Here is a 19,359-nt window from a genome sequence, read left to right as displayed (position 1 = left end):
GGGCCTGTCGGCGGCTGCCGGGCGGTCCGCGGAGGACGGTCGGTCCGGGTCAGGACGCGGTGGCGGCGGGTGCGGCCGCGGTCCGGGTGATCGCGCGGCGGTCCACCTTGCCGGTGCTGGTGCGCGGCAGGGGCTCGGTCACGGGGACGAGGAGGCCCGGTACCCAGCCGCGGGCCAGCCGGGCGGTGCAGTGCCGTTTGAGGTCGAGGCTGTTGGCGGTGGAGCCGTCCTTCAGCCGTACGACGGCGATCAGACGGCGGCCCTCGACCGGGTCGGGGACGGTGGTCACCCCGGCCTCCAGCACCTCGGGGTGTTCCAGCAGCACCTGTTCGACCTCGCCGGTGTTGACGGCGACGCCGCGGATCTTCACCTGGTGGTCCAGCCGGCCGACGAGCCGGAGAGTGCCGTCCTCGTCCTGCTCGACCAGGTCGCCGGTGCGGAACCACCGGGTGCCCGGACCGCCGTCCGCCGCCGGGTCCAGGACGAACTTCTCGGCGGCCCGGCGCGGATCGGCGTAACCGGTGCTCTGGAAGGGGGTGGAGACCTCCAGTTCGCCGCGTCCGGGCCCGGTCAGCAGCCGGCCGTCGGAGTTCCGCAGCCTCAGGCGTACGCCGGGGAGCGGGCGGCCCAGCGGCATCGGGGCGGACTGCGGGAGGCTTCGGTCGACCTCGTGGATCAGGCTGTCGTTGGTCTCGGTGCAGCCGTAGATGTTGTGCAGCCGGGCGCCGGGGGCGAGGTCCATGAGTTCGGCGAGCGCCTGCTCGGGCATCACGTCGCCGGTGAACGCCGCGTGCCGGACGGTCTCCAGCGGGCCGCCGCCCTCCACCCGGACCTGGGTGCCGACCAGGGCGTAGAAGAGCGGGACCGCCTGGACCACCTCGACGCGGTGGGTGCGCAGCAGGCGCAGGAGCCCCCGGCCGCTGGCCGCCGTCGCCGGGTCCACCAGGACCACCTGGCCGCCGTGGGCGAGGGTGGTCCAGACGTCCAGCAGGCAGAGGTCGAAGTTGAGCGGGGCGTAGTTGAGCACCGGGGTGGTCTCGGCGATGCCGAAGGCGTCCGCGGCCCAGCCGGTGAAGGCCTCCACGGACCGGTGCGGCAGCGGGACCGCCTTGGGGATGCCGGTGGAGCCGGAGGTGGTCAGGACGAGGGCGGTGCCCGGCGGCACCGCTCCCCCGCCGCCCTCGCCGTGCTCCGGATCCCTCGCCGTGACGGCAGGACCGGCGAGCGCGTACCGGCAGCCCGCCTCCGCCATCACCGCCGCGACGTGGTCGGGCGGCAGGGTGGGCGAGGGCAGCAGTGCGGGGCGGCCGGTGGCCAGGCAGGCCAGGACGGTGGCGACGGTGCCTGGCGACTTCTCGTCGAGCACGGCGACCGTGGCCCCGGCGGGGACGTGTTCGGCGAGCCGGGCGCGGGCGGCGGCGGTCGCGTCGGCCAGTTCCCGGTAGCTGGTGGGGCTGCCGTTCCACCACAGGGCGGGGGCGTCCGGGGTCTTGTCGGCCCAGCGGAGCACGGATTCGGCGGTCTCGCCGTGGCGGTCGGTCCGGGTCATCGGCCCGCTCCCGTCCCGGGGCCCAGCCGGAGCCAGCCGCCCTTGACGGCCGCGGCGCCCCCGGACCGTACGGTGAAGGCGACGGTGTCCCCGGCGGCGGAGGGCGTGAGGTCGAGGGTCGTTGCCTCGCCGGGCAGGACCGGGCGGGCGAAGCGCGCGCCGATCGCCCGGACCCGGTCGACGTCTCCGTCCGCGTACCGTTCGGCGGCCTCCTCCACGGCGAGTGCCACGAGGCTCATGCCGTGGGCGATGACATCGGCGAACCCGGCCGCCCGGGCGGCCTCCGGGTCGAGGTGGACGGGGTTGAGGTCGCCGGCCGCGTGCCCGTAGTCGGCTATCCACCCGCGGTCGATCGCGAGGTCGCGGCTGACGGTGTCGCCCGGTGTCTGTGGACGCGCCGATGCCGTGGGGACGAGGGTGCCGTGCGGTTCGGCCGCTCGGATGCCGGCGAGCAGGATGTGGGCGGTGAGCCGGGCCTGTTCGGCGCCGGTCGCCCGGTCGGTGAGTGTGGTGGTCAGGACGAGCCGGGTGCCCTTGGCCTCGACGCGTACGGCGTCGAGTGCGGCGGACGCGTCGAGCGGGGCGCCGGGGCGCGGCGGGTGGTGCAGCTCGATCTCCTGGGCGAGGTGGACCAGCGAGTACGGGCCGTGGCCGGCGGCGAGGCCGGCGACCGTGCGCTCGGCGAGCGGATGGGTGAGGACGAAGGCGGCGAGGGGCCCCGCCTCGGCCCGGCCGGGCGCCGGGCGGCCCAGCGCCCGGCGGGTGACGGCGCGGTGGCGGTGGGCGGCGGCCGCGTCGAGGAGCGGTGCGGACGGGGCGGGCGCGGAGGCGGGGGTCGTCATGCGGGGGTCACCACCAGGCTGCTGTTGTGGCCGCCGAAGCCGAAGGAGTTGGTCAGCGCGGGGCCGGTGGGGACAGGCCGCGGGGTGCCGTGGACCACGTCGATCTCCATCTCGGGTTCCGTTCGTGTGTGGTTGGCGGTGGGCGGCACCGCACCGGCGTTCATCGACAGCACGGCGACCACGAGTTCGACGGCTCCGGCCGCTCCGATGAGGTGGCCCAGCACGCCCTTGCTGGCGGTGACCGGCGGGCCGTCCGGCCCGAACACCTTGGCCAGGGCGGTGGCTTCGGCGCGGTCGTTGTGCACGGTGGCGGTGCCGTGGGCGTTGACGTGGGCGATGTCCGAGGGGGCGAGACCGGCGTCGGCGAGCGCGCCGGTCATGGCTTCGGCGGCGTACGCCCCGTCGGGGTGCGGGGCCGAGAGGTGGTGGGCGTCCGAGGTGGCGGCGTATCCGGCGACCAGGCCGTGCGCCCGGCCGCCCCGGGCGCGCACGTCGGCCGCCCGCTCCAGCACCACGAAGGCGGCGCCCTCGCCCATCACGAAGCCGTCCCGGCTCTCGTCGAACGGCCGGCACGCGGTGGCCGGTTCGGTGCGCAGGGAGGCGGCGTTGAGGTTGCCGAACCCGGCGAGGGTGATCGGGGTGAGGGTCGCCTCGCAGCCGCCCGCGATCACCACGTCGGCGCGGTGGTCGCGGAGCATGGCCGCGCCGATCCCGATGGCGTCGGCCCCGCTGGCGCAGGTGGTGGAGACGGTGAGCGCCGGTCCGTGCCAGCCCAGTTGGAGGGCGATCTGGGCGGCGGCCGCGTTCGGCATCGTCATCAGGGGCATCAGCGGGCGGACCCCGCCGGGCCCCTTCGCCGCGAAGTTGACGGACTCGGCGTCGCTGGTGCTGCGGCCCCCGACGGCGTTGCCGACGACGATGGCGCAGCGGGCGGCGGGCGCCTGCGGCAGCCCGGCGTCGGCGTGGGCGGCCAGCGCCGCGGCGAGCCCGTAGCGGGCGAAGGGGTCGAGCCGCCGGGCCGCCTTGCCGGCCAGCGCCTCCTGCCAGGGCAGGCCGTGGCCGGTGAGCTCGGGCACCCGGCAGCCGATCTTGATGCGGTGGCCGGTGGTGTCGAAGTGGGTGAGGCCGACCGCGAGGGACCGGCCCGCCGACACCGCGGTCCACAGGTCCTCGGTGGTGAGTCCGGCCGGGGTGACGGCGCCGATCCCGCTGATGGCGATGTCCGGCCGGGCGGAGCGTTCCGCTTCGGTGCGCATGGTCCGTGTGGTTCCTTCCCGTTCCGGTGACCGGCCGTCGGCCGTGGACGAGGTCGCCGCGCTCGCGTGGGTGCGCGGGCGGCGCGGGCGGTGTCAGTCCGTCAGCAGGCCGCACTCTCCGGCGGCCTTGAGGAACGCCTCGGCGGCGAGGTCCACGTCCGCTTCGGTGTGCCGTGCGGTGACGGCGATCCGCAGCCGGGCCAGGTCGCGCGGTACGGCGGGGGTGACCACGGGCAGCCCGATCACGCCCAGGCGGCGGGCGGTGGTGGCCAGGTCGTAGGCCGACTCGTCGCTGCCCGCGATGAGCGGTACGACGGCGGTCTCGCTGTCGCCGGTCCGCATGCCGCCCGCGGTCACCAGCTCCCGGAACCGGGCTCCGTACCCCTGGATGAGGGCGACGCGCTCCGGTTCGGCGCGCAGCACGCGCAGCGCCTCCAGGGCGGCGCCGGCCGAGGCGGGCGCGAGGGCGGCGGAGAAGAGGAACGGCCGTGCGGCGTACCGGAGATGGCCGATCAGCTCGGACGACCCCGCGACCCAGCCGCCCATGGAGGGGATGGCCTTGGACAGGGTGCCGAGCTTGACGTCCACCCGGACCCGCCGGTCGAAGTGTTCCTCCACGCCCAGGCCGGTGCGGCCGATGACGCCGAGGGCGTGGGCCTCGTCGGCCATCAGGAGCGCCTCGTGGGCGTCGCAGACCTCGCGGAGCCGGGGCAGCGGCGCGATGTCGCCGTCCATGGAGTAGACGCTGTCGACGATGACCAGACGGACTCCGCCGGGGGCGGCGGCCTCCATGCGGCGGGCCAGGTGCTCGGTGTCGTTGTGCCGGAACCGGACCACGGTCGCCCCGCTGAGGCGGCAGCCGTCCACGATGCTGGCGTGGGCGTACTTGTCGACGAAGACGGTGTCGCCGGGGCCGACCAGGGCTCCGATCGTGCCCACGTTGGCGGCGTAGCCGGAGCCGAAGACGATGGCGGACTCCCGCTCGGCGACGGTGGCGACCTCGTCCTCCAGCTCCTCGTGGAGCGGGATGGACCCGGCGAGGGCGCGTACTCCGTGGTTGCCGGTGCCGTAGCGGGCGGCGGCGGCCTGGGCGGCGGCGACCACGCGCTCGTCGCCGGCCAGCCCCAGGTAGCTGTAGCCGGACATCATCAACAGGCGGCGGCCGTCGAGGTCGACGTAGGCGGTGTCGCGCTCGGCGGTGTAGGGGACGAAGCTGTTGCGGCGCTCGGGATCCGACTCCAGCGAGGCCACGCGCCGCCCCGTCGCCTCCAGTTTGTGCGCGATTCTCCCCCACGCTGCGGATGCCATCGGCCGTCCTCTCATTGGTGACTGCCATTGCACACGGGTGCAACGAATCTGATCCGGCTCGAATTCAACGGGCCACTCGCAATCGAGGCGCAACACGGGAGCAAGATCAAACAGTCATCGGAGGATTTGCCTGTGCCGGGGACTCTGATTCATCAGGCGTTAACTGATGCAACTTAATGGGGTAGTTGACACACACTCTTTTTGAACGAGAATGCTGTTTACTCAGCCGTGGAGAAGAATTGACCAAGCTCCTTCCGGATCACCGCAGCCCTCCCACGGGATCCTCACGTGCGCCACTGGGCACACGAGCCACACGCTGAGGTCCACGCACGGAACCGCACGCACGCCAGACAGTCGACTTCCGTCACTCATGCCGCCGAGGAAGTCGCCGCAACCTCTTCTTGGGGGGATCGATCGTGCTCATCAGGCTTGTCGGCCTCGTCTCCATCGAACATGAATCCGAAGCCCCGCGGGTGCTGGCCAGTCATCAGGCACAGATCGCCTTGGCCCGGCTCTGCCTGGAACGTCCCTCCGGCATAGGCCGGGAGCAACTCGCCGACACCATATGGCCGGACGGCCTGCCCAGCACCTGGGCCTCGGCATTACGCAGTGTCGTCAGTCGTCTCAGAGCCTCCCTCTCGGAGGGGGCGAGCGCCGAGCCGGCGGTGATCGCCCACGGCGGACGCTATCTGCTGCGACTGCCGGAGGACGCCCAGGTGGACGTGGAGCGCGCGGAGCAGGCCGCGTTCACCGCCGCCGTCGCCCACCGCGAGGGCGACCACAGCACCGCGCAGCGGCTCGCGACCACCTCCGTGTCCTTGCTGCGGGGCCCGTTCCTGGCCTCCCACGAGGGCGAGTGGGTGGAGTCCGTCCGGCGTCACCTCAAGGATCTGCGGGTCTCGGCCCTGGAGACCGCGAGCAGTTCCTCGTCCGCTCTCGGAGACACCCACCACGCCCTGCGGTACGCCGCGGAGGCGGTGCGCCAGGCGCCGTTCCGGGAGAGCGCCTACCGCTGCCAGATGACCGCGCACCGGCTGGCCGGCAACCGGGCCGAAGCCCTGCGGATATACCAGCAGTTACGCGTCGTCCTCGCCGAGGAGCTGGGCTGCGACCCCAGTCCGGAGAGCGAGGCCGCCTACCTCGGCCTGCTGGACCGGACCCGGCTGCCGGGCGCCCCGCTCCGGACCGAGTGGGAAACGATGTCAACCCACCGGCTGAGCTGATCCCCGGCACGGCAGTGGGGAGGGACGCGATCTCGCGTCCCTCCCCACTGCCGTGTACCGGCTCACATGATGGAGACACCGCTGTCGATGCTGACCACCTGTCCGGTCATGCAGTCCTGGTCGAGGAAGAGGGAGACGCTGCGGGCGACCTCCTCGACCGTGACGAACCGCGGGACGGGCGCCTTGCGCGCCATGTCCGACACGATGCTCTCCGGCAGCTGATCCGTCATCCCGGTGATCATGAACCCGGGTGACAGGGCGTTCACCGTGACCCCGCGCCGGCCGCACTCCGCCGCCAGCGCCCGGGTCATCCCCATGACACCCGCCTTGGAGGCCGAGTACGCGGTCTGCCCCGCCGTGGCGATGAAGCCCGACGGCGAGACCACGTTGACGATCCGGCCCCAGCGCTGCCGCAGCATGTACGGCAGCGCCGCCCGGCTGGTGTGGAACGACCCAAGCAGGTTGGTACGGATGACCTCGTGCCAGTCGTCCGGGGACTGCATGGCCATCAGGGCGTCCTTGCGGACGGCCCCGTTGTTGACCACCACGTCGATGGGACCGAGCGCCTCCTCCACCTCCCGGTAGAGGCGCTGGGTCTCCTCCCACGAGCCGACGTCCGCCCCGACGACGACCGAGTCGTTCGTCAGTTTCCCGCTCACCGCCCGGGCCTGGTCGGCCGAGCTGCGGTAGTGGACGGCCACCCGGCAGCCCAGCGCGTCCAGTTCGACCGCCAACGCCTGTCCGAGGCCGCCCGAGGCGCCGGTGACCAGGGCCACCGGCGCCTCGGGCCGCTTGCCCGACTGCTTCGCTCCGCTCACGTGGCGCCTCCCCAGCGCATCAGGATCGATCCCCAGGTCATGCCCGCCCCGAAGCCGGCGAGCAGCACCAGCTCCCCGGCCTTGATCCGGTCCGCCTCCAGCGCCTCGGTGAGGGCCAGCGGGATCGAGGCGGACGCGGTGTTGCCGTACCGGTCCAGGTTGGTGATCAGGGACTCCGGGCGCAGACCCGAGTGCTGCACCACGGAGTTGATGATGCGGATGTTCGCCTGGTGCGGGATGACGTGATCCACCTCCGCCGGAGAAATTTTCGCGCTCTCCAGCGTCTCCCGGACCGTCCGCACCGTGTACCGGACGGCGTTCAGGTAGATCTCGTTGCCCTTGATCTGGGCGAAGTGGAGCCCCCGCGCGACCGTTTCGGCTGTTGTGGGCATCCGACTTCCGCCCGCCGGCACCTTGAGGGCGTCCGCGCACGATCCGTCCGCGCCCAGGTTCCAGGCCAGAACGGGATCTTCCGGGCCCGGTACGAGCACCACCGCGGCCGCTCCGTCCCCGACGAGGATCGAGAGATCCCGGTCGGCGGGGTTGGCGGTCAGGGTGTGCGTGTCCGAGCCGATCAGCAGGATCGGGCGGCGGTCCATGCGCAGGATGCCCATGGCCGCGACCATCCCGTAGACGAAGCCCGCGCACTCGGAGTTGACGTCCATCGCCCCGCCGCCGATGCCCAGTTCGTGGTGGACGAAGGCGGAGGTGGCGGGGGACGGCTGCTCGGGGGTGGCCGTGGCCACGATGAGATGGGCGATGTCGGCGCCGGTCAGCCCCGCCCTGGCCAGGGCCGCGCGTCCCGCGTCGACGGCCAGGGACGCGGTGGTCTGTCCCGGGTCGACGGCCCGCCGCTCATGGATGCCGCAGCGGCTGACGATCCAGTCCTCGTCGACCCCGAAGCGTCCGGCCAGTTCGGTGCTGGTGACGACCCGCTCGGGCAGGGCCTTGCCCCACCCCGCGATGGCGAATCCACTCATGGGCCCGCCTCAGGCCTCGGCCGGCTGCGGCGCCAGGTCGACCAGCTTCGCGTACACGTCCCGCATGGTCGTGCTGTCGTCCAGGTCCGCGAAGAGAGACTCGTCGGCGGGGATGTCGGGGTGCTCGTTCTGGAAGTTGTACAGCCACTCCATCAGGTCCAGCGAGTCCACCCCCGGGATGTGCCGGATCGGCGCGTCGGGCGTCACCTCGGTGGCTCCGGAGACGGCGGCGAGCTGCTCCGAGAGAACCTCGACAGTCGGCAGTGCCATGATTTGTTCCTCTCTCAACGCGACGTACGGTCGTGTCGGCATGCAAGCCCCTCCTCGCAATCGGACCGCAACAGAGCGGTCACACGCCGCTGTTGCGGACGGATTGCACAAGTCCGCTTGGCTCCCTCTCAGCACGGTTCAGGACCGGACAGCCGCAGGGCGCGCTCTGCGCCCGGTCGGCGCAAGCTGCGAGGAGAGGGCGAGGATGGCGACGATTGCCTCCCACACCGCGGAGCCGGAGGTGGACGCAGTCCGCCACCACTACGAGGTGGGAAACGAGTTCTACCGTCTGCTGCTGGGGCCCAGCATGATGTACAGCGGCGGCTACTGGCAGGAGGGCGAGGGCCTCACCGAGGCCCTGGACCTGGCCCAGGAGCGCAAGCTCGACGCGTTCGCCGAGCTGGCGGACGCGGCGGGCAAGGACCGGGTGCTGGACATCGGCTGCGGCTGGGGCACCCTGATGGACCGGCTGACCCGGAAGCACGGCGTACGCGAGGCGGTCGGCCTGACGCTGAGCCGTACCCAGGCCGACTTCATCGCGGGCCTGGACAACCCGGCTCTCACCACCCGGGTGGAGAGCTGGTCGGAGCACAGCGCCCCGGGCTCGTACGACGCGGCGTTCTGCGTCAACGCGCTGGAGCACTTCGTGCCGTCCAGCCTGTCGCCGAAGGAGCGCACCAAGCGCTACCGGTTCTTCTTCCAGCAGGTCCACGAGGCGCTGGTGCCGGACGGCCGGTTCGTCCTGCACACCATGACCGCCGAGGCCCAGCCGATCGGCCGGAAGATCCTGGCGGACCTCAAGTTCCTCCAGCGTTCCGAGTTCGCCGGCATGCACATCCCGCACCTGCACGAGCTGGCCGCCGCCGCGGAGGGCCTGTTCGAGGTGGTGGAACTGGTCAACGAGCGTGAGGCGTTCGCCCGCGCGTGCCGTGCCTGGCTGGTGCTGCTCGCCGAGCGGCGCGAGGAGGCCGTGGCACTGGAGAGCGAGGAGGTGGTGGCCCGCTTCGAGCGCTACCTGGACATCTTCGCGTACACGCTGGAGGACCGCTTCTTCAACAACTTCCGGCTGACGCTCGCCCGCAAGGGGTGACCGGGATGGCTCAGGCACCCCTGGACCCGGCCCGCGATCTGCGGGTCGCGGTGATCGGCAGCGGCTTCTCCGGGCTCGGCACCGCGATCCGGCTCCTGCAGCAGGGCATCGACGACTTCCTCGTGTTCGAGCGGGCCGACGAGGTCGGCGGCACCTGGCGCGACAACACCTACCCGGGCTGCGCCTGCGACGTGATGTCGCACCTGTACTCGTTCTCGTTCGCGCCGAACCCGAACTGGAAGAGCACCTTCGGCAAGCAGCGCGAGCTCCTCGACTACCTGCGCGACTGCGCCGACCGGTTCGGGGTGCGCTCGCGGATCCGCTTCCGGCACGAGCTGACCGAGGCCCGCTGGGACGATCTGCGCAAGCGGTGGCTGATCTCCACCACGGGCGGCGACTACACCGCCCAGGTCCTGGTCACCGGCACCGGCTACCTCAGCGAGCCGGCCATCCCCGACGTCCCCGGTCTCTCCGGCTTCCAGGGCGAGGTGTTCCACTCCTCGCGGTGGCGGCACGACCTGGACCTCACCGGCCGCCGGGTCGCCGTCATCGGCACCGGCGCGTCCGCCATCCAGTTCGTCCCCGCCATCCAGCCGGAGGTCGGACAGCTCGACCTCTACCAGCGCACCCCGCCCTGGGTCGGCCCGAAGAACGACAAGGCCAACAGCGCCCTCCAGACGAAGCTGCTGACCTCCGTCCCCGGCTACCAGCGATTCCGCCGGAACTTCAACATGTGGGGCCGGGAGATCCTGGCGTTCGTGATGGCCCGTCCGGCCGTCGCCGGGAAGATGCAGAAGATGGCGTCCGACCACCTCAAGAAGAGCGTGCCGGACGAGGCGCTGCGGGCCCGGCTCACCCCGGACTACGTGCTGGCCTGCAAGCGGCTGCTGTTCTCGAACACGTACTACCCCGCGATCCAGCAGCCCAACGTGGAGCTGGTCACCGACGGCATCGCCAAGGTCACCGCGGACGCGGTGGTCACGGCCGACGGCCGGGAACGCCCGGTGGACACCATCGTGCTCGGGACCGGGTTCGAGGCGGTGCGCCGCCCGATCGCCGAGCGCGTCTTCGGCCGGGACGGCGCCGGCCTCAAGGACACCTGGAACGAGGGCATGAGCGCGCTGCGCGGTACGGGCGTGGCCGGGTTCCCGAACCTGTTCATGCTGCTCGGGCCGAACACCACCCTGGGCCACTCCTCCCAGGTGATCATGATCGAGGCGCAGATCGCCTATCTCCTCGACGCCCTGAAGACGATGGACGAACGAGGTCTGGCAGCCGTCGAGCCGCTGCCCGAGGCCCAGCGCGCCTACAACGACAAGCTCGACCAGCGGCTGGACGGCACCGTCTGGAACGCCGGCAACTGCCGCAGCTGGTACCTCGACGAGCACGGGCGCAACCCGTCCATCTGGCCGACCTACACCTGGCGCTTCCGGCGGGCCACCAGCCGGTTCGACCCGGCCGAGCACCTGCTGAGCACCAGCGAGGACCTGCGGGCCGCCGCGCCCGCCGCGTCCTGACCGCCGTACGCGTGACCGACGAGACTTGGAGTCCTTCCCCGTGAACCTGCACACCCCTTCCCGAAGAGCAGTGCTCGGCACGGTCGGCGCCGCCGCCACGGTGATCGGCTGGAACGCCACCACCGGCAGCTGGGCGCACGCGGCCGACACGGCGCGCCGCCCCGGCGACCGCGTCGTGGCCGTACCGCCGCTGGACGGCACGCTCACCACGGACACCAACCAGTTCGGCTCCTACAGCCACGACTTCGGCCGGCTGGTCAACGGCACCGTACCCTGGGCGGTCCTGACGCCCGGCTCGGTCCAGGACATCGCCAAGATGATCGGCTACGCGCGGACCAACCGGCTGAAGCTCGCGGTCAACGGCCGCAGCGGCACCGGCGGTGACCTGGAGTCCCACTCCTGCTACGGCCAGGCCGCCGTACCCGGGGGCATATCGGTCAACGCCCGCGGCATGGCGCGCATCCTGTCGACCGGCAGCGACTCCATCACCGTGGAGGCCGGGGCGACCTGGGCGGAGATCACCGACCACCTGCTGCCCCGCGGCCGCACGCTGCCCGCCCTGCCCGACTACCTGCCGCTCTCGGTGGGCGGCACGCTCAGCGTCGGCGGCATCGGCCTGACCATGGGCTCCGAGGGTCTCATCGCGGACACCGTGACCTCGATGACCGTGGTGACCGGGACCGGTGAGGTGGTCACCACCTCCAGGAACCGGCGCTCCGATCTCTTCCGCGCCGCGCTGGCCGGCGGCGGTCAGGTCGGCGTCATCGTCAGCGTGACGCTGCGGACCGTGCCGGCCGCCGAACGGGCCACCGTCTTCAGCCTGTTCTACAGCGACGTCACGGCCTTCATGAAGGACTCCGAGATCCTGCTCGCCGACCGCCGCTTCCAGATGCAGGGCGGCGAGATGGTCCGCAAGCCGGACGACTCCGGCTGGCGCTACAAGATCGAGGCGGTCGCCACGTACTCCGGCGGGCGCCTCCCCGACCGGGCGCGGCTGCTGTCGGGCCTCAAGGACCTGCGCGCCGAGGCGCACATCGAGGACTTCCCGCTGCGCGACTACCTCTTCCGGCTGGACGGCTACGAGGCCTTCCTCAAGGAGGCGGGGCACTGGTTCGAGGCCAAGCCGTGGCTGAGCCTCTTCCTGCCGAGCTCCCAGGCCGCCCGCTTCCTGCGCCTGGTGGAGAGCCAGCTCACCACGGAGAGCCTGGGCGCCGGGGTGCTGCTCACCTACCCGTACCCGACGTCCAAGGTCACCGTGCCGATGGCGGTGCAGCCGAGGGACCGGACCGGATACCTCTTCGACCTGCTGCGCTTCCCGAACCCGGGGACCAGCGACGCGGAGATCGCGCGGATGGTCAAGCAGAACCGCTGGCTGTACGACCGGGCCGTGGAGCTGGGCGCCAAGCGCTACCTCGTCGGGGCGGTGCCGGACCTGACCGCCGCGGACTGGCGGCGCCACTTCGGCAGCAGCTACGGGGCGCTGTGCGAGGCGAAGCGCCGCTTCGACCCCGGCAACGTCCTCACCCCCGGTCAGGGCTTCTTCGGCTGACCGAGCACGGCCCCGGGCCGCTCCTGCGGGAGCGGCCCTTCCCGTTCATCCCCAGGAGGAGGAGCAGTTGAAGAAGTACGAGCTGGTCGACGAGGCATTGCTCGCCGCCGGTCCGGACGCGGTCTGGGAGGCCCTGCTGGGCGAGCTTTCGGGCGAGGCGCGGTGGTGGGTGCCGGACAACACCTTCGAGCCGGTGGACGGCGCCCCCGACCGGGTCGGCGCACTGACCCGGATCACCGTCCACACCAAGGGCGTCGACAAGGGCGGCAAGAAGCTGCGGTTCACCGCCCGCACCACCGCCGTACAGCGGGCGGAGCGGCTGGCGCTGGAGTACGTGGAGGGGGCGTTCCGCGGTACCGCGGAGTTCACGCTCACCCCGCTGGAGGGCGGCGGCACCCGGCTCGCGATGTCCTTCCGGGCCAGCCCGCAGGGTCAACTCGCCTTCCTGGCGAACCTGGTGGACGTCGGCGCGATGCACACCCGCGCCACCCGCGCGGCGTTCGGCAGGCTGAACCAGCTGCTCGCCGCCACCCCCTCGGCCCCGTCCGCCGCTCCGGCCGCCGGGAGGACACGGTGACCGCGCCCGACGCCGGTGAGGTCTTCCTCACCGCCGAGGACGGCGGGCGGATCGCGGTCTCCGTGCTGCGCCCGCTGGAGCACGGAGGCGACGAGCGTCCCGTGGTCGTGCTGGCGCACGGCTGGGGTGGCGGCCGCCGGATCTGGAGCCTGGTGACCGACCGCCTGCTGCGCGGCGGCTTCCCGGTCGTCGCCTACGATCTGCGCGGCCACGGCGCGTCGACCGTGGGGTCCTTGGGGGTGACCTCGGAGGCCATGACCGCCGACCTGGCGACGGTCCTCTCGTACGCCGGTGACGCGCCGATCGTCGTCGGCCACTCCGGGGGCGGGTTCGCGGCGCTGGCACAGGCGGCCGGGTCCGGGCCGGACGCCGGCCCGGCGGGCCTGGTGCTGGTCGCCTCGGCCGCGCACGACCAGGACACGCCGGAGAAGGAGGCCGCCATGATGGAGGCCCCGCTCTTCTCCTGGGCGCTGCGGCGGCCCGCGCTCGGGCGGCTCCTGCTCGGCCAGATGACGGGTACGGCGCTGGATTCCCGGCTCCGCGAGGTGAACCGCCAGGTGTTCGCGGGGACCGCTCCGACGGTGCGCGCCGCCTGTTTCCGGTCCTCCCGGGGCATGGACCTGCGGGCGGCACAGGCCTCCGTGCGGGTTCCGGTCGCTGTGCTGGCCGGGGAGAAGGACAAGGTCATCCGGCCGGAGCTGGGGCGGGAGCTGGCCGCCGCGCTGCCGGACGCCACGTTCACCCTGCTGCCCGGCGCCGGACACGTCCTGCCGCTGGAGAGCCCGGACGCGGTGGTCGCGGCGGTGCTGCGGGTCCACGGGGCGTCGGCCGGCCGGTCCCGGAGCGACGGGGCCGTGAAGCGGACGGGCTCCCGGTGACCGGTGGCCCGCCGTGCTCCGCACCCCGGGGCCGGGTCCGGAAGGGCGCGCCCGGCGTGCCGGCTTCCGGGCCCGGCCCCGGGGTGCTCCGGGCGGGCGGCAGGCCGTGATCGAGCGGGTCGTTCCGGAAGGGGTCGCGCGGGCGGAGGCCTTCGACGACGCGTTGCCCGGCCTGCCCGATCCGCGGGAGCTGGCGTTGCTGCGCGGACGGCCCGAGGCGACCGTGCGGCGGTTCGCCGCCGCACGGGCCTGCGCCCACCAGTGCCTGGACCGACTCGACGTCGCGCCGGGCCCGTTGCTGCGTACGGCGGCGGGCGGCCCGGCGTGGCCGGCCGGTGTCGTCGGGAGCATCACGCACTGCGCCGGGTACCGGGGCGCGGTGGCCGCACGCGCCGAGGTGTGGGCGGCGCTCGGTGTGGACGCCGAACCGGCCCGGCCGCTGCCGACGGGGCTGCTGGATCTGGTGGCGACGGACCCGGAGCGGCGCATGGTCGCCGGGCTGTCCCAAAGCAGCCCCGAAGTCCCCTGGGACCGGCTGCTGTTCAGCGCGAAGGAGTCGGTCTACAAGGCCTGGCACCCGGCCACGGGCCGCTGGATCGGGACGCTCGCCGTCGAGGTGGCGTTCACCGCCGACGGCCTGTTCACGGCCCGGGTGCGTCCGGAGCGTACGGAACCGCCCCCGGCGCGGCGGCGGCCCGCCGCGACCGGAAGGGGCGTGCCGCGACCGGTGGGTGGCGCGTACTCCTATCCGGGCCGCTGGCACGTCGGCGGTGGACTGCTGCTCACGGCCGTGGCCGTGCCGGGCCCCGCGAACCGTCGGCCCGGTGTCTCCCGGCCGACGGCGCGGCTCAGCGTCTGAGCATCACCGTCCGGCCGTCGGAACCGGTGGCCGGCACCTGCTCCGAGCGCTTGCCCCGGCGGTACTCCTGCGGGCTGACGCCGCGCTCGCGCTTGAACGCGGCGCTGAGCGCGAACGGCCCCGAATAGCCGACCTGTTCGGCGATCTTGGCGACCGAGAGATCGGGGTCGCGCAGCAGGTCGGACGCGAGCGTGAGCCGCCATCCGGTCAGGTACGACATCGGCGGCTCGCCCACCAGCTCGGTGAAGTGACGCGCCAGCTTCGCCCGGGACACCTCCACGGCGGAGGCGAGCGAGGCGACCGTCCACGGTTCGCTCGGCCGGTCGTGCAGCAGCACCAGCGCCCGGCCGACGACCGGGTCGCTCTGGGCCCGGAACCAGAGCGGCGCACCGGTGCCGGGCTCGGCCAGCCAGGAGCGCAGCACATTGATCAGCAGCAGGTCGAGCAGCCGGTCCAGGACCACCTCCTGGCCGATGTCCTCCTGGTCCATCTCGGCGGCCAGCATGCCGATCAGCGGCGTCCGGGCGGCCGATGCGGGCTGCACCAGCAGGGCCGGCAGACTGGCGAGCAGCCGGCGGCCGACCTCGTTGGGCGCCTGGTAGGTGCCGCTCAGCATCACGGTGGAGCCGGAGCGGTGCGGCTCGCCCCAGGTGCGTACGCCCAGCGACATCGTCTCGGTGACGTCCTCGCCGTCGGTGGTGCTGCACCGCTGTTCGGCGGCGACGGTGACGCCGGGCGGGGTGGCCGGGTCGTCGGCGAGGGTGTACGGCTCGGGGCCGCGCAGGACCGCGACGTCCCCGGCGGCCAGTCTGACCGGCTCGCCGCCTTCGCGGAGCACCCACGCCGACCCGTGCAGCAGGGTGACGAGCGACAGCGGGGCGCGGTCCTCGACCCGCAGGCCCCACGGGGGGTTGAACACGGATTTCAGCAGAAAGGCCCCCCGCGCCTTGGGGCTTCCCAGCAGGCCGCTGAACGCATCCACCACAGTCACCTCATACCGTTTCGCCATCGTGGTCCCGCGAGTGGGTGCGGACCCGGCCGCCGACCACGGCACGGGCGGGTCCGTACGGCTCGGTCATGCCTCCGGGTCCTTCTGCCAACGGCCCGGAACCTGCGGCGGTTCCCGGCTCCCCGCTCGACACTTCCCGTCACCACGCCCGGGAAACCGCCCGCCGCCGGGCCGCGTCGCCGAGCAGGACGAGCGCCCCCAGGCAGGCGGCCGTACGGACGGCGTTCGCCGTCCGCCACGGCCGCTCGTAGGCGGTCCTGGCAGCCGTCACCGCCGCCGACGCGGCCACCGGGGCGCCGCGGAGCCGGCGGTTCAGCGGCAGGTTGGCGCCGACCGTCACCACGATGCTCAGACCGTAGAGCACCGCGGCGGCCCCGGCGCGCCGGGCGGCCGTGTCCCGCTCCGCACGCCGGAGCCGGCGCGCCGCGACACCGGTGGCCACGAACACCCCGAGGAAGAGCGCCCCGAAGGAGGCGCTGTCGTCGAGGGCGTCGTTGACCCGGCGCATCGCGCTCACGAACGCCTCGTCGTCGCGGCGCGCCAGCGCGGGCATCACGCCGACGTCGAAGGCGAGATACAGACCGGCCATCAGACCGGTGCCGACGGTGGCCGCGAGGAGCGCGGGGTCGGGTCGGGAGGAGGTGGGGCTCATGATGTCTCTCCGGTCGTTCGGTGGTGCGGGCCGCCGGCACCGGCGGAGGTTCCGGATCAGGTGGGCTCCAGCAGCCCGGTGACGGAGCGGCGGTAGCGCTTGGTGAGCAGGGTGCGGCCGATCAGCCGCACCGGCGCCGGCATCACCCCGTCCGGGTCGGGGAGTCCGTCCAGCAGCCAGGGCGGCAGGATCCGCTTGACGCCGAAGGGAGCGGCGGCCAGGACCCGGCGTTCCAGAGCGGCGAAGACGTCCGGCGGCACCCGGGCGAAGACCGGGAACGTCAGCTCCTCCTCCTCGTGCAGGTGCTGGTGGAGGACGGAGTCGAACATGCCGACGGGGCCGTCCAGGGCCTCGGCCCGGCCCGCCTCCAGGGCCCGGGTCACCCGGAGCATGGAGTCGTCGAGGGCCACGTGGTCCTGGACCATGAGGTGCGATCCGGCGGCGATCTCGGGGGCGTGCTCGATCAGACCCGGCCAGAGGATCTCGTCCTCCGTACGGTGGTGCCAGTCGACGATGTCCCGGAACTGCCGCCACCACTCCGCGACCGCCGGCAGGCCGCTCGATGTCAACAGCGGTACCGCGGCGACCAGTCGGCGGGAGTCACGTCGCAGCGCGAGATGCGTCTGCGCGAATCCGCGGAGGTGGCGGGGCAGCGCGCCCACGCTTCTGCCCTCCCACGCCGGCCCGTCCATCGCGTCCCTCTTTTCTTCGGGCGCTCCGGCGCTGCGCTGCCGGGCTCCCGACTTGTCGGTATGGGGCAACACACGGTCCGCAGGGCGGTCCGCGGTCCGGTTTCCCGGTACCGCGGACCACCGCTGCTCGTACGGGTGCGGTCAGACGTTCCAGGCGCCGCCCGCGGCCGCCTCCTTGGCGTAGTCCGCGAAGTCCTTGGGCTCCCGCCCGAGCGCCTCGCGTACGCCGTGCACCACACTGGCGTTGCGGCCGTCGACGATGAGGGTGAAGAGGTCGGCGAACTCCTCCGGCTCGCCCAGCTCCCGCAGCGCCGCGCGGTAGTCGTCGACGGTGACCGGGATGTAGGTGATGGTCCGGCCGGTGGCGGCCGACAGCTCGCGGACCACGTCGTGGAAGCTCAGCAGCCGCGGGCCGGACAGCTCGTACGTCTTGCCGATGTGACGGTCGTCGGTGAGCGCGGCGACCGCGACGTCGGCGATGTCGTCGGCGTCCACGAAGGGCTCGACGGCGTCACCGGTCGGCAGCGCCAGCTCACCGCCGAGGACGGGGTCGAGGAAGAAGCTCTCGCTGAAGTTCTGGTTGAACCAGTTGCAGCGGACGACGGTCCAGTCGCAGCCGGACGCCTTGAGCGCGTCCTCGCTCGCGACCGCCCCTTCCTCGCCCCGGCCGGAGAGCAGCACGAGGCGCTTGACGCCCCGCTCCACCGCGACGGCGGCGAACCGTCCGATGGCTTCCTTGGCGCCGGGGAACGCCAGGTCCGGGTAGTACGTGACGTAGGCCGCGGAGACTCCGTCGAGAGCGGCCTGCCAGGTGTTCTCGTCCTCCCAGACGAAGGGCGTCTCGCTGGAGCGCGAGCCGACCCGGGTCGGGCGGCCGAGCGCCTCCAGACGCTCGACGACGCGCCGCCCGGTCTTGCCGGTGCCGCCGATGACGAGGATGGGCGCTGTGTTCTGTCCGTGAGTGCTCATGACTCCATTAGAGTCTCTGGAACGCAGACGGTGAATAGCTCACAGACTCAGTTTCATTCGTCATCGTCTCAAGTCCGTGAAGCTTCACGTAGGAGCCATGGTGGCCGCCGACGACCGTCGGCGGCCCCTCAGCCGGTGACGGCCACGGCGACCAGGCCGAAGGCCGCGGCCGCGAACAGGGTGCGCAGGGCGTGCAGGGCGCTCCACCGGCCCTCGAAGGCCGTACGGGCGCTCCGCTCGTCGCCCCGCCCCTTCGAAGACTCCAGCGCGTTGTTCAGCGGGACGTTGCCGCCCGAGGTGATCAGGTGCCCGACCAGCGCGCACCCGGCCGCGACGCCCATCAAGGTGGTGTCGCCGCTCGCGCGGCCGTCCGGCGCGACGAAGAACGAGGCCACGGGGAGGGCGAGCGATCCGAGGAAGAGGAGCAGGAAGAGCGGGCCGGGAACCTTGCGGTTCACCGCCCGCATGACCAGGGTGAACGACGCGTCGTCCACTTCTTTGAGCGCGGGCATGACACCCGACATGAAGGCGACCATGTATCCGGCGTACAGGCCGGTACAGGCGAGGGCGAGGATCTCCAGAACTTCCGGCATGACGATCATCATCGTCGCCGAGGACGCTCCTTCGCAGGACTTCTTTGAGACGAGCCGGGAACGTGCGGCCGGTTCTCGGCCTGTCGGCGGTCCTCACCCCGGCCGCTCTCCGCCGGGCGGAGGGTCAGGGGGTCGCCGCCGACACGACATAGACGACAGGGCTGGCCGGGTCGGTCATATTGACCGTGATGTTCAGCGTGGGGCGCGGCTTCTTGTTGCTGTGCGTGGTGCTGGCCCAGTACTCGCCCGGACCGAAGGACCAGCCGGTGATCTTGATGTCCCGCTGACTGATGTCGATCTCGCCCGGCTCCAGCGCCGCGCGCCCCGTGCCCACTCCGGTCAGGAAGCGGTCGAGGCCCGCGGAGGTCGTCCGGAACTTCGCGTACATCCGGCTGGCTTTCCAGTTGTTCGTCTCGTAGTACTGGACGCCCTGGCCGTTGCCGGGGATCGGGATCTCGAAGATCCGGCGCTGCATCTTGGAGGGCCAGCCCTCGCGGAGGCCCTGGGCGGCCGCCTCGGTCTCCTTGTCCTTGCCCGAGCGGCGGCTCTGGCCGGCCGAGATCAGCAGGTAGCCGGCCGGGATGCCGATCAGCAGCACGATGATCGTGGCGGTGATGAAGCGCCGTCTGAACACCCGCCGGCGGCCCTCGGGCGGTTTGCCCTCGCCGTCGCCCGGAGACTCCGACTGGTGCGGCACCACGGGGTGCTCGGCTGCGATCATGATCAGG

The 19,359-nt window shown here is 72.7% G+C and carries 20 protein-coding genes; 7 read left to right on the top strand and 13 right to left on the bottom strand.

Annotated elements, in window-relative coordinates; translation table 11 throughout:
* Window positions 1-49 precede the first annotated feature (49 nt).
* From KV381_RS30755 to KV381_RS30740, 4 genes are all read right to left on the bottom strand, one after another.
* Window positions 50-1,549, bottom strand: coding sequence for an AMP-binding protein (locus tag KV381_RS30755; RefSeq protein WP_032786159.1), 1,500 nt, complete (start codon window positions 1,547-1,549; stop codon window positions 50-52).
* Window positions 1,546-2,391, bottom strand: coding sequence for a MaoC/PaaZ C-terminal domain-containing protein (locus KV381_RS30750; protein WP_218786808.1), 846 nt, complete (start codon window positions 2,389-2,391; stop codon window positions 1,546-1,548). Before KV381_RS30750 ends, KV381_RS30755 begins: the two co-directional genes overlap by 4 nt.
* Window positions 2,388-3,647, bottom strand: a complete 1,260-nt coding sequence (locus KV381_RS30745) for a beta-ketoacyl synthase (protein WP_086778398.1) — start codon at window positions 3,645-3,647, stop codon at window positions 2,388-2,390. Before KV381_RS30745 ends, KV381_RS30750 begins: the two co-directional genes overlap by 4 nt.
* Window positions 3,648-3,740: 93 nt before the next feature.
* Entirely contained in the window at window positions 3,741-4,955 is a 1,215-nt protein-coding gene (locus KV381_RS30740; protein WP_030084120.1) for an aminotransferase class I/II-fold pyridoxal phosphate-dependent enzyme, read from the bottom strand.
* A 416-nt stretch (window positions 4,956-5,371) separates the two neighbouring features.
* Between KV381_RS30740 and KV381_RS30735 the strand changes: the two genes are divergently transcribed.
* Complete coding sequence (locus KV381_RS30735) at window positions 5,372-6,178, top strand: BTAD domain-containing putative transcriptional regulator (RefSeq protein ID WP_030084118.1); 807 nt, start codon at window positions 5,372-5,374, stop codon at window positions 6,176-6,178.
* A 62-nt stretch (window positions 6,179-6,240) separates the two neighbouring features.
* Here the strand turns inward: KV381_RS30735 and KV381_RS30730 are convergent, their stop codons facing one another.
* From KV381_RS30730 to KV381_RS30720, 3 genes are read right to left on the bottom strand one after another with little or no spacing between them, the layout of a single operon-like run.
* Window positions 6,241-6,996: an SDR family NAD(P)-dependent oxidoreductase gene (locus KV381_RS30730; protein WP_030084116.1), complete on the bottom strand. Its 756-nt coding sequence runs from the start codon at window positions 6,994-6,996 to the stop codon at window positions 6,241-6,243.
* Complete coding sequence (locus KV381_RS30725) at window positions 6,993-7,976, bottom strand: 3-oxoacyl-ACP synthase III family protein (RefSeq protein WP_218786807.1); 984 nt, start codon at window positions 7,974-7,976, stop codon at window positions 6,993-6,995. Before KV381_RS30725 ends, KV381_RS30730 begins: the two co-directional genes overlap by 4 nt.
* A gap of 9 nt (window positions 7,977-7,985) precedes the next feature.
* Window positions 7,986-8,246: a hypothetical protein gene (locus tag KV381_RS30720; RefSeq protein ID WP_030084112.1), complete on the bottom strand. Its 261-nt coding sequence runs from the start codon at window positions 8,244-8,246 to the stop codon at window positions 7,986-7,988.
* A 205-nt stretch (window positions 8,247-8,451) separates the two neighbouring features.
* Between KV381_RS30720 and KV381_RS30715 the strand changes: the two genes are divergently transcribed.
* The 6 genes from KV381_RS30715 to KV381_RS30690 all read left to right on the top strand — a co-directional run bounded on the left by KV381_RS30715 (window position 8,452) and on the right by KV381_RS30690 (window position 14,716).
* Window positions 8,452-9,336, top strand: a complete 885-nt coding sequence (locus KV381_RS30715) for a class I SAM-dependent methyltransferase (RefSeq protein WP_030084110.1) — start codon at window positions 8,452-8,454, stop codon at window positions 9,334-9,336.
* Window positions 9,337-9,341: 5 nt separating this feature from the next.
* The gene (locus tag KV381_RS30710; RefSeq protein WP_218786806.1) at window positions 9,342-10,853 is read left to right on the top strand and encodes an NAD(P)/FAD-dependent oxidoreductase; all 1,512 of its coding nucleotides are present in this window, start codon (window positions 9,342-9,344) and stop codon (window positions 10,851-10,853) included.
* Window positions 10,854-10,893: 40 nt separating this feature from the next.
* Window positions 10,894-12,402, top strand: a complete 1,509-nt coding sequence (locus KV381_RS30705) for an FAD-binding protein (protein ID WP_032786198.1) — start codon at window positions 10,894-10,896, stop codon at window positions 12,400-12,402.
* A 67-nt stretch (window positions 12,403-12,469) separates the two neighbouring features.
* Window positions 12,470-12,979, top strand: coding sequence for a hypothetical protein (locus tag KV381_RS30700; protein WP_030084104.1), 510 nt, complete (start codon window positions 12,470-12,472; stop codon window positions 12,977-12,979).
* Window positions 12,976-13,857: an alpha/beta fold hydrolase gene (locus KV381_RS30695; protein ID WP_218786805.1), complete on the top strand. Its 882-nt coding sequence runs from the start codon at window positions 12,976-12,978 to the stop codon at window positions 13,855-13,857. The genes KV381_RS30700 and KV381_RS30695 overlap by 4 nt, the downstream gene beginning before the upstream one ends.
* 106 nt (window positions 13,858-13,963) lie before the next feature.
* On the top strand, window positions 13,964-14,716 hold the full coding sequence (locus KV381_RS30690) for a 4'-phosphopantetheinyl transferase (protein ID WP_218786804.1): 753 nt from the start codon (window positions 13,964-13,966) through the stop codon (window positions 14,714-14,716).
* Here the strand turns inward: KV381_RS30690 and KV381_RS30685 are convergent.
* From KV381_RS30685 to KV381_RS30660, 6 genes are all read right to left on the bottom strand, one after another.
* Complete coding sequence (locus tag KV381_RS30685) at window positions 14,706-15,698, bottom strand: AraC family transcriptional regulator (protein ID WP_030084098.1); 993 nt, start codon at window positions 15,696-15,698, stop codon at window positions 14,706-14,708. The genes KV381_RS30690 and KV381_RS30685 overlap by 11 nt on opposite strands.
* 166 nt (window positions 15,699-15,864) lie before the next feature.
* Window positions 15,865-16,377: an anthrone oxygenase family protein gene (locus KV381_RS30680; RefSeq protein ID WP_030084096.1), complete on the bottom strand. Its 513-nt coding sequence runs from the start codon at window positions 16,375-16,377 to the stop codon at window positions 15,865-15,867.
* Window positions 16,378-16,433: 56 nt separating this feature from the next.
* Complete coding sequence (locus tag KV381_RS30675) at window positions 16,434-17,069, bottom strand: hemerythrin domain-containing protein (protein WP_030084094.1); 636 nt, start codon at window positions 17,067-17,069, stop codon at window positions 16,434-16,436.
* Window positions 17,070-17,210: 141 nt separating this feature from the next.
* Entirely contained in the window at window positions 17,211-18,038 is an 828-nt protein-coding gene (locus tag KV381_RS30670; protein ID WP_030084092.1) for an NmrA family NAD(P)-binding protein, read from the bottom strand.
* Between the two features lie 128 nt (window positions 18,039-18,166).
* The gene (locus KV381_RS30665; protein ID WP_249626263.1) at window positions 18,167-18,631 is read right to left on the bottom strand and encodes a DUF1772 domain-containing protein; all 465 of its coding nucleotides are present in this window, start codon (window positions 18,629-18,631) and stop codon (window positions 18,167-18,169) included.
* Window positions 18,632-18,755: 124 nt separating this feature from the next.
* Window positions 18,756-19,352: a hypothetical protein gene (locus KV381_RS30660; protein WP_218786802.1), complete on the bottom strand. Its 597-nt coding sequence runs from the start codon at window positions 19,350-19,352 to the stop codon at window positions 18,756-18,758.
* Window positions 19,353-19,359: the final 7 nt, after the last annotated feature.

The sequence above is a fragment of the Streptomyces sp. WY228 genome (assembly GCF_019287315.1).
GTDB classification, from domain to species: Bacteria; Actinomycetota; Actinomycetes; order Streptomycetales; family Streptomycetaceae; genus Streptomyces; species Streptomyces caviscabies.
This window is presented reverse-complemented; position numbering and strand designations above follow the sequence as displayed.

Bases quoted from the DNA above. Each gene is read 5' to 3' on its own strand.
- KV381_RS30680 (WP_030084096.1), bottom strand. From the start codon at position 16,377: ATGAGCCCCACCTCCTCCCGACCCGACCCCGCGCTCCTCGCGGCCACC.
- KV381_RS30715 (WP_030084110.1), top strand. From the start codon at position 8,452: ATGGCGACGATTGCCTCCCACACCGCGGAGCCGGAGGTGGACGCAGTC.
- KV381_RS30740 (WP_030084120.1), bottom strand. From the start codon at position 4,955: ATGGCATCCGCAGCGTGGGGGAGAATCGCGCACAAACTGGAGGCGACG.
- KV381_RS30755 (WP_032786159.1), bottom strand. From the start codon at position 1,549: ATGACCCGGACCGACCGCCACGGCGAGACCGCCGAATCCGTGCTCCGC.
- KV381_RS30720 (WP_030084112.1), bottom strand. From the start codon at position 8,246: ATGGCACTGCCGACTGTCGAGGTTCTCTCGGAGCAGCTCGCCGCCGTC.
- KV381_RS30750 (WP_218786808.1), bottom strand. From the start codon at position 2,391: ATGACGACCCCCGCCTCCGCGCCCGCCCCGTCCGCACCGCTCCTCGAC.
- KV381_RS30675 (WP_030084094.1), bottom strand. From the start codon at position 17,069: ATGGACGGGCCGGCGTGGGAGGGCAGAAGCGTGGGCGCGCTGCCCCGC.
- KV381_RS30725 (WP_218786807.1), bottom strand. From the start codon at position 7,976: ATGAGTGGATTCGCCATCGCGGGGTGGGGCAAGGCCCTGCCCGAGCGG.
- KV381_RS30745 (WP_086778398.1), bottom strand. From the start codon at position 3,647: ATGCGCACCGAAGCGGAACGCTCCGCCCGGCCGGACATCGCCATCAGC.
- KV381_RS30710 (WP_218786806.1), top strand. From the start codon at position 9,342: ATGGCTCAGGCACCCCTGGACCCGGCCCGCGATCTGCGGGTCGCGGTG.
- KV381_RS30670 (WP_030084092.1), bottom strand. From the start codon at position 18,038: ATGAGCACTCACGGACAGAACACAGCGCCCATCCTCGTCATCGGCGGC.
- KV381_RS30665 (WP_249626263.1), bottom strand. From the start codon at position 18,631: ATGCCGGAAGTTCTGGAGATCCTCGCCCTCGCCTGTACCGGCCTGTAC.
- KV381_RS30660 (WP_218786802.1), bottom strand. From the start codon at position 19,352: ATGATCGCAGCCGAGCACCCCGTGGTGCCGCACCAGTCGGAGTCTCCG.